Origin of the sequence: Pseudomonas sp. EZ-C24 (genome assembly GCF_014525325.1) — a bacterium.
Classification (GTDB): domain Bacteria; phylum Pseudomonadota; class Gammaproteobacteria; order Pseudomonadales; family Pseudomonadaceae; genus Aquipseudomonas; species Aquipseudomonas shirazensis.
In genome coordinates, this window is record NZ_JACDIU010000016.1 from 1 (window position 1) to 14,408 (window position 14,408).

Annotated in this window: 12 protein-coding genes and 2 tRNA genes; all 14 read right to left on the bottom strand. The window is 63.4% G+C overall.

Translation table 11 applies throughout. The features are described 5' to 3' along the window. The 14 genes from IDM28_RS16195 to asd all read right to left on the bottom strand — a co-directional run bounded on the left by IDM28_RS16195 (position 1) and on the right by asd (position 14,386). Positions 1–77: transfer RNA gene (locus tag IDM28_RS16195), tRNA-Asp, on the bottom strand. A gap of 78 nt (positions 78–155) precedes the next feature. Further along, a tRNA-Val gene (locus tag IDM28_RS16200) sits at positions 156–231 on the bottom strand. A gap of 136 nt (positions 232–367) precedes the next feature. Beyond that, positions 368–1,141 (bottom strand): SDR family oxidoreductase, encoded by a 774-nt coding sequence (locus IDM28_RS16205; protein WP_101321401.1) that lies wholly within the window; start codon positions 1,139–1,141, stop codon positions 368–370. Then, entirely contained in the window at positions 1,138–2,349 is a 1,212-nt protein-coding gene (locus IDM28_RS16210; RefSeq protein ID WP_101321403.1) for an O-succinylhomoserine sulfhydrylase, read from the bottom strand. The genes IDM28_RS16205 and IDM28_RS16210 overlap by 4 nt, the downstream gene beginning before the upstream one ends. Positions 2,350–2,363: 14 nt before the next feature. Beyond that, positions 2,364–3,869 (bottom strand): amidophosphoribosyltransferase, encoded by a 1,506-nt coding sequence (purF, locus tag IDM28_RS16215; protein ID WP_101321405.1) that lies wholly within the window; start codon positions 3,867–3,869, stop codon positions 2,364–2,366. Between the two features lie 42 nt (positions 3,870–3,911). Further along, positions 3,912–4,466: a CvpA family protein gene (locus IDM28_RS16220; RefSeq protein ID WP_101321407.1), complete on the bottom strand. Its 555-nt coding sequence runs from the start codon at positions 4,464–4,466 to the stop codon at positions 3,912–3,914. 120 nt (positions 4,467–4,586) lie between these two features. Then, positions 4,587–5,237 (bottom strand): SPOR domain-containing protein, encoded by a 651-nt coding sequence (locus tag IDM28_RS16225; RefSeq protein ID WP_188036472.1) that lies wholly within the window; start codon positions 5,235–5,237, stop codon positions 4,587–4,589. Further along, positions 5,221–6,528 (bottom strand): bifunctional tetrahydrofolate synthase/dihydrofolate synthase, encoded by a 1,308-nt coding sequence (gene folC / locus IDM28_RS16230; protein WP_188036473.1) that lies wholly within the window; start codon positions 6,526–6,528, stop codon positions 5,221–5,223. Before folC ends, IDM28_RS16225 begins: the two co-directional genes overlap by 17 nt. Continuing rightward, the gene (gene accD / locus IDM28_RS16235; RefSeq protein WP_101321413.1) at positions 6,528–7,427 is read right to left on the bottom strand and encodes an acetyl-CoA carboxylase, carboxyltransferase subunit beta; all 900 of its coding nucleotides are present in this window, start codon (positions 7,425–7,427) and stop codon (positions 6,528–6,530) included. The genes folC and accD overlap by 1 nt, the downstream gene beginning before the upstream one ends. 238 nt (positions 7,428–7,665) lie before the next feature. Further along, complete coding sequence (locus IDM28_RS16240) at positions 7,666–8,286, bottom strand: phosphoribosylanthranilate isomerase (protein ID WP_150570206.1); 621 nt, start codon at positions 8,284–8,286, stop codon at positions 7,666–7,668. A gap of 59 nt (positions 8,287–8,345) precedes the next feature. After that, positions 8,346–9,200, bottom strand: a complete 855-nt coding sequence (gene truA / locus IDM28_RS16245; protein ID WP_101321417.1) for a tRNA pseudouridine(38-40) synthase TruA — start codon at positions 9,198–9,200, stop codon at positions 8,346–8,348. Between the two features lie 119 nt (positions 9,201–9,319). Next, positions 9,320–12,058 carry a FimV/HubP family polar landmark protein gene (locus IDM28_RS16250; protein ID WP_188036474.1) on the bottom strand — a complete coding sequence of 913 codons (2,739 nt, stop codon included), beginning with the start codon at positions 12,056–12,058 and terminating at the stop codon, positions 9,320–9,322. A gap of 71 nt (positions 12,059–12,129) precedes the next feature. Then, the gene (locus IDM28_RS16255; RefSeq protein ID WP_101321421.1) at positions 12,130–13,134 is read right to left on the bottom strand and encodes an aspartate-semialdehyde dehydrogenase; all 1,005 of its coding nucleotides are present in this window, start codon (positions 13,132–13,134) and stop codon (positions 12,130–12,132) included. A gap of 139 nt (positions 13,135–13,273) precedes the next feature. After that, a complete protein-coding gene (asd, locus tag IDM28_RS16260; RefSeq protein ID WP_101321423.1) occupies positions 13,274–14,386 on the bottom strand; it encodes an aspartate-semialdehyde dehydrogenase in 1,113 nt (370 codons plus the stop codon). Positions 14,387–14,408: the final 22 nt, after the last annotated feature.

A 14,408-nucleotide genomic window follows, 5' to 3' on the forward strand; every position in this document is an offset into this window, starting at 1 on the left:
TGGCGCAGCGGACGGGACTCGAACCCGCGACCCCCGGCGTGACAGGCCGGTATTCTAACCGACTGAACTACCGCTGCGCATAGTGGACTTGCGTCCTGTTCCTCTCTACCGATTTGCTTCTTGCGAAGCTGACCAGTCAGGAACATCTCAGAAAGTGGTGGGTGATGACGGGATCGAACCGCCGACCCTCTGCTTGTAAGGCAGATGCTCTCCCGGCTGAGCTAATCACCCATATTCGCTTCAAGTGTTGCCTAGTTCTACCTAGTCTTGCTTGTTACGTTTACTTCGCTGAGGCCGCGAAATTTACGCAGGTACCGATGCTAAGTCAATACCCCCATTGAATTTTTTTTCAAAAAGGCAAAACGGATCAGGTATAGATCATCTTCCGGCTCATGCCGCCGTCCACTACAAATTCCTGGCCGGTAACGAACCCGGCCTGACGCGACAGTAACCACGCCACCAGCGCCGCGACGTCTTCCACTGTCCCTACCCTGCCGGTCGGATGCTGGGCGTGGTCGGCATCGGTCAACGGCTCAGCCCTGCGCTGGGACGGGTCACGTGCGTCGATCCAGCCCGGGCTCACCGCATTGACGCGAATCTCCGGGCCCAGGCTCATGGCCAAGGCGTGGGTCAGCGCCAGCAGCCCGCCCTTGCTCGCCGCATAAGCCTCGGTATCAGGCTCGGATTGGCGTGCACGGGTCGAGGTCAAGTTGACGATGGCGCCGCCATGGGCACGTAGATACGGCGCACAGTGCTTGGCCAGCAGCATCGGGCCATTCAGATTGACCGCCAGCACCCGGTTCCACTGGCTCAGGCTCAAACTCTCGAGGGTATGGTTGTGCGGGTTGGCGATGGCGGCGTTGCACACCAGTGCATCGAGGCGACCAAACTGGCCAAGCACCTCGGACACCCCGGCACTGACCTGGGCTTCATCGGCAACGTCCATGGTGATGAACCAGGCATTGTCGCCCAGGGCCTTGGCCACCTTGGCACCGCGCGGGCGGTCAAGGTCGCTGAGAACCACTTGCCAGCCCTCACAGATCAGCCAGGCGGCAATGCCCAGGCCGATGCCGCGGGCGGCACCGGTAACCAGGGCGACCCGACCGTTATGATCGGGCTCGCCGCCCTTCCAGTCGATCACAGCGCTGCCAGCCCACGCGCCAGGTCGGCTTGCAGGTCAGCAACGTCTTCCAGGCCAACCGCAATGCGGATCAGGCTGTCACGGATACCCGCCGCCTCACGCTCCTGCGGCGACAGACGGCCGTGGGAAGTGGTCGCCGGGTGGGTGATGGTGGTCTTGCTGTCACCCAGGTTGGCCGTGATCGAGAGCAAACGGGTGGCATCGATGAAGCGCCAGGCGCCGTCTTTGCCGCCTCTGACCTCAAAGCTCACCACCGCACCGAAGTCACTCATCTGCCGTTTGGCCAGTTCGTGCTGCGGGTGGCTGGCGAGGCCAGCGTAGTGGACTTTCTCTACCCCATCCTGCTGCTCAAGCCACTGCGCCAGCGCCTTGGCACTCTCGCAATGGGCGCGCATACGCAGCTTGAGCGTCTCCAGGCCTTTGAGGAAGACCCAGGCGTTGAACGGGCTGAGGGTAGGCCCTGCGGTACGCAGAAAGCCCACCACTTCTTTCATCTGCTCACTACGCCCGGCCACCGCACCGCCCATGCAACGGCCTTGGCCATCGATGAACTTGGTTGCCGAATGCACGACGATGTCGGCACCCAGCTTCAGCGGTTGCTGCAGCGCTGGGGTGCTGAAGCAGTTGTCGACCACCAGCAGCGCGCCGCGGGCATGGGCGATCTCGGCCAGCGCGGCAATATCGACAAGCTCGGCCAGCGGATTGGACGGCGACTCGACGAACAGCAGCTTGGTGTTGGCCTTGATGCCCTGCTCCCAACCGCTGAGCTCGGCCAGTGGCACGTAGTCCACCTCGACGCCAAAGCGTTTGAAGTACTTCTCGAACAGGCTGATGGTCGAGCCGAACACGCTTTGCGAGACCAGCACATGATCACCGGCGCTGCACAGCGCCATCACCGTCGACAGGATCGCCGACATGCCGGTAGAGGTGCCGACTGCCTGTTCCGCGCCTTCCAGGGCCGCCAGACGCTCTTCAAAGGCGCGCACGGTCGGGTTGGTATAGCGCGAATAGACGTTGCCCGGTGTTTCACCGGCAAACCGCGCAGCTGCATCGGCAGCCGTGCGGAACACGTAGCTGGAGGTGAAGAACAGCGCGTCGCTGTGCTCAGCCTCCGGCGTGCGGTATTGACCGGCGCGCACCGCCAGGGTGTCGAAAGCGACACCCTCGAGGTCGCTGTCCAGTCGCCCGGCATCCCATTGATCCGTCATGCCGTCACTCCCAATCAGTTGTTGTAGAGGTCGATGATCGCGCTGACAGCCTGAGTCTTGACCTTCGCCGCATCGTTGCGATTTTGCTCGATACGGTCCAGGTAGGCGTCGTCGATGTCGCCGGTGACGTATTCACCGTCGAACACTGCGCAGTCGAAATGCTCGATCTTGATCTTGCCGCCACCGACCGAATCTATCAGGTCTGGCAAGTCCTGATAGATCAGCCAGTCGGCGCCGATCAACTCGGCCACCTGGTCGGTGGTACGGTTGTGGGCGATCAGTTCGTGGACACTCGGCATGTCGATGCCGTAGACGTTGGGGTAACGCACTGCCGGGGCAGCGGAACAGAAGTAGACGTTTTTCGCGCCGGCCTCGCGGGCCATCTGGATGATCTGCTTGCAGGTGGTACCGCGCACGATCGAGTCGTCGACGAGCATCACGTTCTTGCCGCGGAATTCCAGCTCGATGGCGTTGAGCTTCTGGCGCACCGACTTCTTGCGCGCGGCCTGGCCGGGCATGATGAAGGTACGGCCGATGTAGCGGTTCTTGACGAAGCCTTCGCGGAACTTCACGCCCAAACGATTGGCCAGCTCCAGCGCTGCGGTACGGCTGGTGTCCGGAATCGGGATAACCACGTCGATGTCATGCTCAGGACGCTCGCGCATGATCTTGTCGGCGAGTTTCTCGCCCATGCGCAGCCGCGCCTTGTACACCGAGACGCCATCCATGATCGAGTCAGGACGCGCCAGGTAGACGTGCTCGAAGATGCACGGCTTGAGCATTGGGTTATGCGCGCACTGCTTGGTGTGCAGCTGGCCTTCCTCGGTGATGTACACCGCTTCGCCCGGTGCCAGGTCACGGATCAGGGTGAAGCCGAGCACGTCGAGGGCGACGCTTTCGGAGGCGATCATGTACTCCACGCCCTCGTCGGTGTGACGCTGGCCGAACACCACCGGGCGAATGCCGTTGGGGTCACGGAAGCCGACGATGCCGTAGCCGGTGATCATCGCTACTACCGCGTAACCACCAACACAGCGGCTGTGCACGTGGGAGACCGCCGCGAACACGTCTTCTTCGGTAGGCTGCAGCTTGCCGCGCACGGCCAGCTCGTGGGCGAATACGTTGAGCAGCACTTCCGAATCGGAGTTGGTGTTGACGTGGCGCAGATCGGACTCGTAGATCTCCTTGGCCAGCTGCTCGACGTTGGTCAAGTTGCCGTTGTGGGCCAAGGTGATGCCGTACGGCGAGTTGACGTAGAACGGCTGGGCCTCGGCCGAGGTCGAGCTGCCCGCAGTCGGGTAGCGCACGTGGCCAATGCCCATGTGGCCGACCAGGCGCTGCATGTGCCGCTGCTGGAATACGTCGCGCACCAGGCCATTGTCCTTGCGCAGGAATAACCGGCCGTCATGGCTGGTGACGATACCGGCAGCATCCTGGCCGCGGTGCTGGAGGACCGTAAGCGCATCATACAGCGCCTGATTGACGTTCGACTTACCGACAATACCGGTGATGCCACACATGCGACGCAACCCCTACTTTGATGAAACTTGAGTGAATAGCGCTCAAGGCCGCGATGGCCCCAGCAACTGTTCCTTGAACGGAAGATCAGCAGGTGCGCTGATCCCACTGGACATCCACTGGCTGGTGAAACCCAGGATAAGGTTTTTCGACCAGTCAGCGACCAATAGAAATTGAGGTATCAGGCGCGACTCTTGCCACCATGGGTCCTGTTGTACAGGGCCAAGGCTGAGCAGACCGACTGCCACGACAACCAAAAGGGCTCCACGGGCGGCGCCGAAGGCCATGCCCAGAAAGCGATCGGTGCCGGACAGCCCGGTCACGCGGATCAGCTCGCCTATCAGGAAATTGAGCATCGCCCCGACAATCAGCGTGGCGACAAAAAGAATGGTACAGCCGGCGATGACCCGTGCCGAAGGCGTCTGGATGTAGCTTTCCAGGTACTGCGCCAACGAGCCGCCGAACATCCAGGCAACCGCACCCGCGGTAATCCAGATGACCAGCGACAGGGCTTCCTTGACGAAGCCGCGTGTCAAACTGATCAATGTGGAGACGGCGATAACAGCGATGATCGCCCAATCAACCCAGGTAAATGCCACGGTGCCGCCTGCATACGTTTGAGGCGGCGCATTTTACCAGAGCAACGGGCTGGGAGTAAGCGGAATGTCAGGGTGTTGCTTCACCAGCGCTGGCGACGCTGGCAAAGCGACATTCCGGACTCAGTTGCGCTCGGGCTGGAAGCGGGTGACAAAGCCCTTGAGCTTCTGCTGGCGGTTGATCACATCACGCAGGCGCTCGGCCTCGGCGCGCTCGATCAACGGCCCGACGTAGACCCGGTTCATGCCATCGGCGGAGCGAATGTAGGCGTTGTAACCCTGGCTGCGCAGGGTCTTTTGCAAGTTGTCGGCACCGGCCCGGTTGGACAGACTGGCCAACTGGATCGACCAACTGACCGGCAGACCATTGCTATCGATCTTGGACGCGGCGGCAGGCTTGGTGACGGCGGCGCTGGCGGTGGCTGGCGCGGTGACCGGCGCACGGTTCTCGACCTTCGGCGCAGGCGCTGGCGCAGTTACCGGCGCTGGCGACGGTGCAGCACTGATCGGCTGGCTCGGCGTGGACGGTGGCGCGGTCGACTCATCGACCACCACCGGTGGCTGCTCGACAATCGGCTGCTGCTCGGGCACCTGGATCGTCTCGACCTGCACCTGCGGCAAGCTCGGCATAGCCGGGGCCTCGGGCGCATCGACCCGGACCTGGCGCATCTCGTCTTCGCGGGTGAACAGCATCGGCAAGAAGATCACCGCCAGTGCAACCAGCACCAACGCACCGACCATGCGCTGTTTCATTCCCTTATCCAGCACTGCCATTTACTCCGCCCTCAGGAGCCTGCTGCGCAAGCCATTGCAAGGCCTGGGCAACACAGAAAAACGAACCGAACAGCACGATCTGATCATCGCCGGTCGCGTGTGCGCACTGGCCCTGCAAAGCGGCCTCGACGCTGGGGTAAGACTTCACCGACTGGCCAAGGTTCGTCAAGGCCTGCGCAAGCTCGCCAGCCGGGCGACTGCGCGGGGTGTCGAGCGGTGCCACGGCCCAGCTGTCGAACAGCCCCTGCAGCGGCGCGAGCACGCCGTCGAGGTCCTTGTCGGCGAGCAGGCCGAACACCGCCAGGCGTTTGCCCAGTGGTGGCCTGGCAGCCAGCCGTCGTGCCAGGTACTCGGCCGCATGCGGGTTGTGGCCGACATCCAGCAGGACCTCGACAGGTGTACCCTGCCAAGTCAGCGAACGCCGGTCGAGGCGACCGGTCATGCGCGTATCCAGCAGTGCCTGACGTACCTGCGCCGCGTCCCACTCCAGCCCCATCAGCAGATAGGCCTGCAACGCGAGCGCGGCGTTTTCCATAGGCAGATCGAGCAACGGCAGGTCATGCAGCTCGACCGCCGCGCCATCCAGGGTCCGCCCCCGCCAGTGCCAGCTATCGGTAGCCAGGCTCAAGTCAAAATCGCGGCTGCGCAGGAACAACGGGCAGTCCAGCTCGCGGGCTTTATCCAGCAACGGCTGCGGCGGCTCGAGATCACCACACAGGGCCGGTTTGCCCGGACGGAAGATGCCCGCCTTCTCGAACGCCACCGACTCTCGCGTGTCGCCCAGGTATTCGACGTGATCGACGCCGATACTGGTGACCAGCGCCAGATCGGCATCGACAAGATTGACGGTATCCAGCCGCCCACCGAGGCCGACTTCAAGCACCACGGCATCCAGCGCCGACCGCTCGAACAGCCAGAACGCCGCCAGGGTGCCCATCTCGAAATAGGTCAAGGAGGTGTCACCGCGTGCAGCCTCGACGGCGACAAACGCCTCGCACAGGCGCTCATCGCTGGCATCGACGCCATCGATGCGCACCCGCTCGTTGTAGCGCAGCAGGTGCGGCGAGCTGTACACGCCAACGCGCAGGCCCTGGGCCTTGAGCAACGCTGCGACAAAGGCACAGGTCGAGCCCTTGCCGTTGGTGCCGGTAACCGTCACTACCCGCGGCGCCAGCTTGCCCAGCCCGAGCCGCTGCGCCACCTGCTGCGAACGCTCCAGGCCCATGTCGATGGCTGAAGGGTGCAACTGCTCGAGATAGGCGAGCCATTCGCCGAGGGTGCGCTGACTCATCAGGCGACGGCCGCCACTTCCTGCACCAGGGCCTGGGCAGGCGTTGGCTGACCGGTCATCTGCGCCAGCAGACGGGCCAGACGTGGACGCAGTTCAGGACGGGAGATGATCAGGTCGATGGCACCGTGCTCCAGCAGGAACTCGCTGCGCTGGAAGCCTTCTGGCAGCTTCTCGCGCACGGTCTGCTCGATTACGCGCGGGCCGGCGAAGCCGATCAGCGCCTTGGGCTCGCCAACGATCACGTCGCCGAGCATAGCCAGCGAAGCAGAAACGCCGCCATAAACCGGGTCGGTCAGCACCGAAATGAACGGGATGCCTTCTTCACGCAGACGCGCCAGCACTGCCGAGGTCTTGGCCATCTGCATCAGCGAGATCAGCGCTTCCTGCATGCGCGCACCGCCGGAAGCGGAGAAGCAGATCATCGGGCAGCGATGTTCCAGGGCATAGTTGGCAGCACGCACGAAGCGTTCACCGACCACGGCACCCATCGAGCCCCCCATGAACGAGAATTCGAAGGCGCTGACCACGACCGGCATGCCCATCAGGGTGCCGCTCATGGAGATCAGGGCGTCTTTCTCGCCGGTCTGCTTCTGCGCGCCGACCAGACGGTCCTTGTACTTCTTGCCATCGCGGAACTTGAGGCGGTCGACCGGTTCCAGATCGGCACCCAGCTCGGCACGGCCTTCGGCGTCGAGGAAGATGTCGATGCGCGCACGGGCACCGATACGCATGTGGTGGTTGCACTTGGGGCAGACGTCGAGGGTCTTTTCCAGCTCCGGGCGATACAGCACGTTCTCGCAGGCCGGGCACTTGTGCCAAAGGCCTTCAGGCACCGAGCTTTTCTTCACCTCGGAACGCATGATCGAAGGGATCAGTTTGTCGACTAACCAGTTGCTCATGCTTCGTCTCTCCAGTATTTGACGGACGGGGACCGGTCACGCCGGCCAAGCCCTGCCCTTGAGCTCAATTTTTTCAAATGATTCGCTACCAGCTCGGTTCCGTGGCCCGCGGTAGTGCGGTGCCGGCCGGACGACCGGGCCGTGTTCAATCTGTTCGGCTGCGCCACAGCGCGCGCCGGGCAGCACCAGGCTGCGAAAGCTATGGACGATGGCGCGCGGCCAGCCGTCACATCTGCACTCATGCCTGGCGCACTGCGCGCATGAACGCTTCGATCCTGGCCGCGTCCTTGATGCCCTTGGCCTGCTCGACGCCGCCGCTGACATCCACCGCATACGGCTGCACCTGGGCGATCGCCTGGGCGACGTTGTCTGCGCTCAGGCCGCCGGCAAGGATGATCGGCTTGCTTAACTGCGCCGGCACCAACGACCAGTCGAACGCCTCGCCGGTGCCACCAGGCACGCCGGCGACGAACGTATCCAGCAGAATTCCGCTGGCACCCGCGTAGTGCTGGCAAGCCGCCTCCAGATCATCCCCCGGGCGCACCCTCAGGGCCTTGATGTATGGCCGGTTAAAGCCCACACAGTCGCTCGGGGTTTCGTCGCCGTGGAACTGTAGCAGGTCCAACGGCACCGCCTCGAGGATCTCGTTGAGTTCGCAGCGTGAGGCATTGACGAACAAACCGACCGTAGTCACGAACGGCGGCAGCGCGGCGATGATCGCCCGCGCCTGGTGCACGTCGACCGCACGCGGGCTCTTGGCGTAGAACACCAGACCAATGGCATCGGCGCCTGCGTCGGCGGCAGCCAGGGCATCCTCGATGCGGGTAATCCCGCAGATTTTGCTGCGCACGTTGCTCATGGACGGCGAACCCTCGGTAATCGATAGGGGGCGGATGGTAGCAAACGCTGGATGCCGCGTCAGTCCGCCAAGGTATCGAAACCGCTGAGAAAGTGTGGGCCGATGTAACGCTGAGGCAGCACGAATGGCTCGGGATATTCGACCTGGACCAGGTACAGCCCATACGGATGCGCGGTAACTCCGGCTTCGCGCCGGTCGCGGCTTTCCAGCACTTCACGGGCCCAGGCCACTGGCCGCTCACCGCTGCCGATGCTCATCAACACACCAGCGATGTTACGCACCATATGGTGCAGAAAGGCGCTGGCGCGGATGTCGAGCACGATCATCTGGCCGTGCCGGGTCACGCGCAGGTGGTACATCTCCTTGACCGGCGATTTGGCCTGACACTGGCTGGCGCGAAAGGCGCTGAAGTCGTGGGTACCGAGCAGGCATCGAGCGGCCTCGGCCATGCGCTCGACGTCGAGTGGGCGGTGGTTCCAGGTGACTTCCTCGGCCAAGTGCGCCGGGCGGATCGGATCGTTGTAGATGACGTAGCGATAACGCCGGGCGTTGGCTTTGAAGCGGGCGTGAAAATCCGCCGGCATGACCGTCGCCCAGGTCACGCTGATGTCGTGGGGCAGATTGAAATTGGTACCCATGGTCCAGGCACGCTCGTCGCGCAACGCATTGGTATCGAAATGCACAACTTGACCACTGGCATGCACACCGGCATCGGTGCGCCCGGCGCAAGACACGGTAATGGGTGCATTGGCCACCTTCGACAGGGCCTGCTCAAGCGCCTGCTGAACACTCGGTACGCCACTGGTCTGGCGCTGCCAGCCACGGTAGCGGGCGCCCTTGTATTCCACGCCCAGGGCAATCCGGGAGAAGCCTTCGGCCGCCGATTCGGCCCGGTCGATGTCGATGATGTCCAAGTAACTGAAACCTGTGGATGGAACAAAAGGCGCCAGTATAACGACAACGGCAGCCGATAGGGCTGCCGTTGCCGGGCAGGCGCCATGTCGGCCCTGCCCCGTTCTGCTGAACTGGCTGACTAGACCAGACGCGAGAGCATGTCCTCAGCTTCGCTGCGCTGGGTGTCGTCGCCGTCCTTGACCACTTCATCGAGGATGTCCCGTGCGCCTTGATGGTCACCCATGTCGATGTAGGCACGCGCCAGGTCAAGCTTGGTCGCGACCTCATCGGCGCCGGAGAAGAAGTCGAAGTCCAAATCGTCCAGCGGCTCCAGCTCCTGCTCGGCATCGGCGGCCGTGAACTGCGGCTCGAGCGGCGGGGTTTCCAGGCTCTGCGACAGCTTGTCGAGTTCGGCGTTGACGTCGTCCAACTCGGAGGCGAAGTTCTGCGCTGCCGGCGAGTCGTCGTCCAGCGACAGCGACAGATCGAAGTCGTCTGGCAGCTCCAGCTCGGAGATCGGATCGAACTCGGGGATTTCGTCGAATGCGGCCAGTTCCGCCGCGACATCTACCGGTGGCTCTGCTGCCGGCGGCTCGACTGCTACGTCGCCGACGTCAAGGTCGAAGTCAGCCAGGTCATCAACGGCCTGCGGCTCGGCCTGGGCCTGGGCTTGTGCCAGCAGCGCTTCGAAATCATCGTCCGCGTCGGTAGCGGCAGCGACAGGTTCAACCGGCTCGCTCAGCTCGGTTTGCGGATTATCGTCCAGCGTTACCGTGAGGTCGTCCTGGGGCTGCGCCTGCAGTGGCTCATCCAGCAACAGGTCATCGTCCAGGCTGAGGTCGAAGGCAGTGTCCAGATCGTCTTCGGCAACCGGTTCGATATCGGCCAGTGCGGCCGGCTCGGGCTCAGGCTCTGCTGCAGGTGCGGGCTCGGTGATTACCGGCTCGGGCTCGAAAGACAGATCGTCAAGCACCGGCTCCGGCTCGACAGCGGCCGGGATGTCCTGTTCGTCCTGCAGCAGCTCCTGTACGTACTGCTCGTCCAGCTCAGCGGCCAGCGCCGCAGCACCGAGGCCGGCAGCTGCCACTGCAACCATGGCCGGGAAGCGCTCGCGCAGCGATTCGACTTCGGCTTGATTGGCTGGGTTGGCGGGCAACTGGCGTTCCTGCTCGACAAAGGCGTTTTGATCGCCCTGGCGCGCGTAGACTTCCATCAGTTTGAGGCGCAGATCGCTGCGTTCCGGCTCGGCAGCAACCGCTGGTTCGAGCAGGTCGGCGGCGTGATTCAGGCGACCACGAGCCAGGCTCAGGTCGACTTCCGCGAGCAGTGGATCAGTCGTATCGGCTTGAGCTGCGGGCTCGGCCTCCACCACTGGCACCACCGGAGCAACCGGCACCACCGGTTTCTCGGCCGCTGTCGCCGCTGCTGCCGACGCTGCTACCACCGCTGGTGCAAGGGTCACGCTCGGCGCCGACATGTCCAGACCGTCGAAGCTGCCAGGTGGCAGATCCAGATCAGGGTTGCGCTCGCCCTCCTCCGACAAGGCACGGGCCATGCGCAGGTGTTTTTCGGCCTCTTGGTCGGCTTTGCGCTTACGCGCCAGCAAGAGCAGGAGCAACAGCAGCACGAGCAGCGCGGAACCGGCGATCAGCGCCAGCAACAGCGGGTTGCCGAGCAACTGGTCCAGAGCGCTCTGCTCCGGCTTGACTTCGTCTGCAGGAGCGACTTGCGGCGCAGTATCCACAGCAGCTGGCGCAGGTGTAACCACCGGCTCGGCCGGGGCCAGTTGCGCATCGACAGCAGGTACAGCAGGCTGAGCAGGCGTCTCTGCACCAGGCAGCGCAGCTGCAGCGGCCGGGTCTGGCTCGGCCGCGCCTTGGGCTTCAAGGCGGGCCAGCTGGTCGTTCTTCATCTGGATCAGACGCTGCAGCTTGTCCAGCTGGCTCTGCAGGTCGGTCATGCGGCTTTTCAGTTCGTCGTTGTCACGACGGCTGGTGTCCAGGCTTTCCTGGGCCACGGCCAGCTTGTCACTGACCGCCCTGGCATCGTTCCTGGCGGTCTTGCCGCCAGGGGTCACCAGGCGCAGGTTGTCGCCTTGAGCGATCTGCGCGGGCGTGGCTTCAGCGGCACCGCGGCGAGTGGCATCGAGCTGGCGGGCGCGCGGCCCGAGCCTGCGCCCTTCACGCCAGGCGGCATATTGCTCGGCCACATCGCGATTGGCCTCACCCTGCGGGATGCTCTGGATCTGTTGCTGATCAGGCAGGCGCAGCACCTGACCGACCTTGAGCTGGTTGATGTTGTTGCCGATGAACGCGTCCGGGTTGAGCGCCTGGATCGCCAGCATGGTCTGCTGCACCGAGCCACCCTGGCTGTTGCGCGCAGCAATCTGCCAAAGCGTGTCGCGGCGCTTGGTGGTGTAGTTGGCGGCACCACTCACGGCCGGGTTTATATTGGCTGCAGCAGGCTGCGCGCCTTGGGCCTGGGCCTGGTCGAGGAGAACGCTGTAGTCACGCAGCAATCGCCCCTGCGGCCACATTACCTGCACCAGGAACTTGACCACCGGCTCCGGCAACGGCCGACTGGAAGTAACCCGCAACACGCTCTTGCCGTTGGGGCTGAGCACCGTGGTGAAGGTCAGGTCCTCGACGTAGGACGGATAGGCCACCCCGGCCTTGGCGAACTCTTCGCGCGAAGCGAGGCTAGGTGCCACCTCGGCAGCGGTGAGGTCGCGAACGTCGAGCAGTTCGATCTCAGCGTCCAGCGGTTGGTTTTGCGCCGACTTCAATGTCAGCTCACCCAACCCCAGAGCATTGGCCATGCCAGACGACAGCGCCGAAGCTGCCGCCATGGCCAGAACCAGTTTGCGAATTCGAAGCATGACCTCTTCCCTTGTATGAATCGTCCCGAAACCTGCATGCGGTGCAGGACAAAAGTGCTCAGCAGTATCTTTTACAGCCTGTGTTTAAGCAACAATTGGCCGACCTGCACGGCGTTGAGCGCCGCACCCTTGCGCAAGTTGTCGGTGGTCAGCCAAAGGTTGAGCTGCTCTGGCTCATCAATTCCGTGCCGTACACGACCAACATAGACCACGTCTTGGCCGACTGCGTCACCCACCGGTGTCGGATAATCATCCGCTTCGACCAATTCGATGCTCGCCGCCGCCTCCAGCGCCTGGTTCACCGCACCCAGATCCACCGGGCGCCGGCTTTGCACGGCCACACTCAAGCTATCGCCGAAAAACACCGGGACTTGAACGCAGCTCACAGAAATCTTCAGCGCTGGCATATCCAGCAGCGCCCGCAGCTCATTGACCAGGCGCCGCTCTACCGCGCTGTGGCCGTGCGCGTCAACGGCGCCGACCTGGGCCAACACGTTGAACGCGATCTGCCGATCGAAGAAGCGCGGCTCCAATGGCCGCGCATTGAGCAGCTCGGCGGTCTGCCGGGCCAGCTCACCCACCGCTTCCTTGCCCTGGGCCGACACCGCCAGGCTGGCCATGACCTGCACCCGCTCGATATCGAGCAGGCCCTTGAGCGGCGCCAACGCCACCGCCAGGGCCACGGCACTGGCACTTGGGCTGGTGATCAGCGCGGGCAGGCTCAAGCCGGCCACCTGCTCGGGATTGGCTTCTGGTACCAGGGCAACGGCGTGCTCAAGCTCGCCGGACAGGTCGATCACGCTGCAACCGGCAGCGTGGGCCTTGCTAGCGAAGCTGCGGCTGACCGCCGGGCCCGCAGCAAAGAAGGCCAGCTTGACCTGGCTGAAGTCGAAACTGTCGACCTCACGCACGCGCACCTTTTTGCCGGCGAACATCACACTGCTGCCAGCCGATTCCATGCTGGCCAGCAGATGCAGGGTGCCCACCGGGAATTCGAGCTCTTCGAGGATCTGCACGAGGGTTTCACCGACACTGCCGGTGGCGCCGATCACGGCGATATCTAGGGGTTGGCTCATGGGGAGTCCTCTGCTGAAACGGCGGGAGCGGCACTTTACTTGGATTCTCAGTCTGGGGGTACCTTGGCCGCGCCATCTACCGCCCATAAAAAAACCCGCGCTGGGCAACAGCGCGGGTTTTTCTTCAGTGCAAACGCAATCAGCGCTCCAGCAGAATCCGCAGCATGCGGCGCAGCGGCTCGGCAGCACCCCACAGCAGCTGGTCACCGACGGTGAACGCGCCCAGGTACTGGCTGCCCATGTTCAGCTTGCGCAGACGACCAACCGGCACGTTGAGGGTACCGGTGACGTTGGTCGGGCTCAGCTCCTGCATGCTGATTTCACGCTGGTTCGGCACCAGTTTCACCCATGGGTTGTGCTGGCTGATCATGCCTTCGATATCGGCCAGCGGCACATCCTTGTTGAGCTTGATGGTCAGCGCCTGGCTGTGGCAACGCATGGCACCGATGCGCACGCAGATGCCGTCGACCGGGATCGGGCTCTTGAAGCGGCCGAGGATCTTGTTGGTCTCGGCCTGGGCCTTCCATTCCTCACGGCTCTGGCCGTTGGGCAGCTCCTTGTCGATCCACGGGATCAGGCTACCGGCCAGCGGCACACCGAAGTTCTCGGTAGGGAAGGCTTCGCTGCGCATGGCCTCGGCAACCTTGCGGTCGATGTCGAGGATAGCGCTGGCCGGGTTGGCCAGGTCTTCGCTGACGGCGGCGTTGATGCCGCCCATCTGCTTGATCAGCTCGCGCATGTTCTGCGCGCCAGCGCCGGAAGCGGCCTGGTAGGTCATGGCGCTCATCCACTCGACCAGACCCGCTTCGAACAGGCCACCCAGGCCCATCAGCATCAGGCTGACGGTGCAGTTGCCGCCGATGTAGTTCTTGGTACCGGCATCGAGCTGCTGGTCGATCACCTTGCGGTTGACCGGATCGAGGACGATCACCGCGTCATCTTGCATACGTAGCGACGATGCAGCGTCAATCCAGTAACCCTGCCAGCCGGCTTCGCGCAGTTTGGGGAACACCTCGTTGGTGTAGTCGCCGCCCTGGCAAGTCAGAATGACGTCGAGGGTCTTCAGCTCTTCAATGCTGTAGGCGTCCTTCAGCGGAGCAATATCCTTGCCCACGTTCGGACCTTGGCCACCGACATTGGAGGTGGTGAAGAACACCGGCTCGATCAGGTCGAAGTCCTGCTCTTCCAGCATGCGCTGCATGAGCACGGAACCGACCATTCCACGCCAACCGATCAGACCTACACGTTTCATCGCAACTACACCTTTGCTAAAA

What these genes read in the sequence shown, in the direction of transcription:
- IDM28_RS16210 (WP_101321403.1), bottom strand. Translation starts at nt 2,349, where the DNA reads ATGACGGATCAATGGGATGCCGGGCGACTGGACAGCGACCTCGAGGGT.
- purF (WP_101321405.1), bottom strand. Translation starts at nt 3,869, where the DNA reads ATGTGTGGCATCACCGGTATTGTCGGTAAGTCGAACGTCAATCAGGCG.
- IDM28_RS16225 (WP_188036472.1), bottom strand. Translation starts at nt 5,237, where the DNA reads ATGGCAGTGCTGGATAAGGGAATGAAACAGCGCATGGTCGGTGCGTTG.
- folC (WP_188036473.1), bottom strand. Translation starts at nt 6,528, where the DNA reads ATGAGTCAGCGCACCCTCGGCGAATGGCTCGCCTATCTCGAGCAGTTG.
- accD (WP_101321413.1), bottom strand. Translation starts at nt 7,427, where the DNA reads ATGAGCAACTGGTTAGTCGACAAACTGATCCCTTCGATCATGCGTTCC.
- IDM28_RS16240 (WP_150570206.1), bottom strand. Translation starts at nt 8,286, where the DNA reads ATGAGCAACGTGCGCAGCAAAATCTGCGGGATTACCCGCATCGAGGAT.
- IDM28_RS16250 (WP_188036474.1), bottom strand. Translation starts at nt 12,058, where the DNA reads ATGCTTCGAATTCGCAAACTGGTTCTGGCCATGGCGGCAGCTTCGGCG.
- IDM28_RS16255 (WP_101321421.1), bottom strand. Translation starts at nt 13,134, where the DNA reads ATGAGCCAACCCCTAGATATCGCCGTGATCGGCGCCACCGGCAGTGTC.
- asd (WP_101321423.1), bottom strand. Translation starts at nt 14,386, where the DNA reads ATGAAACGTGTAGGTCTGATCGGTTGGCGTGGAATGGTCGGTTCCGTG.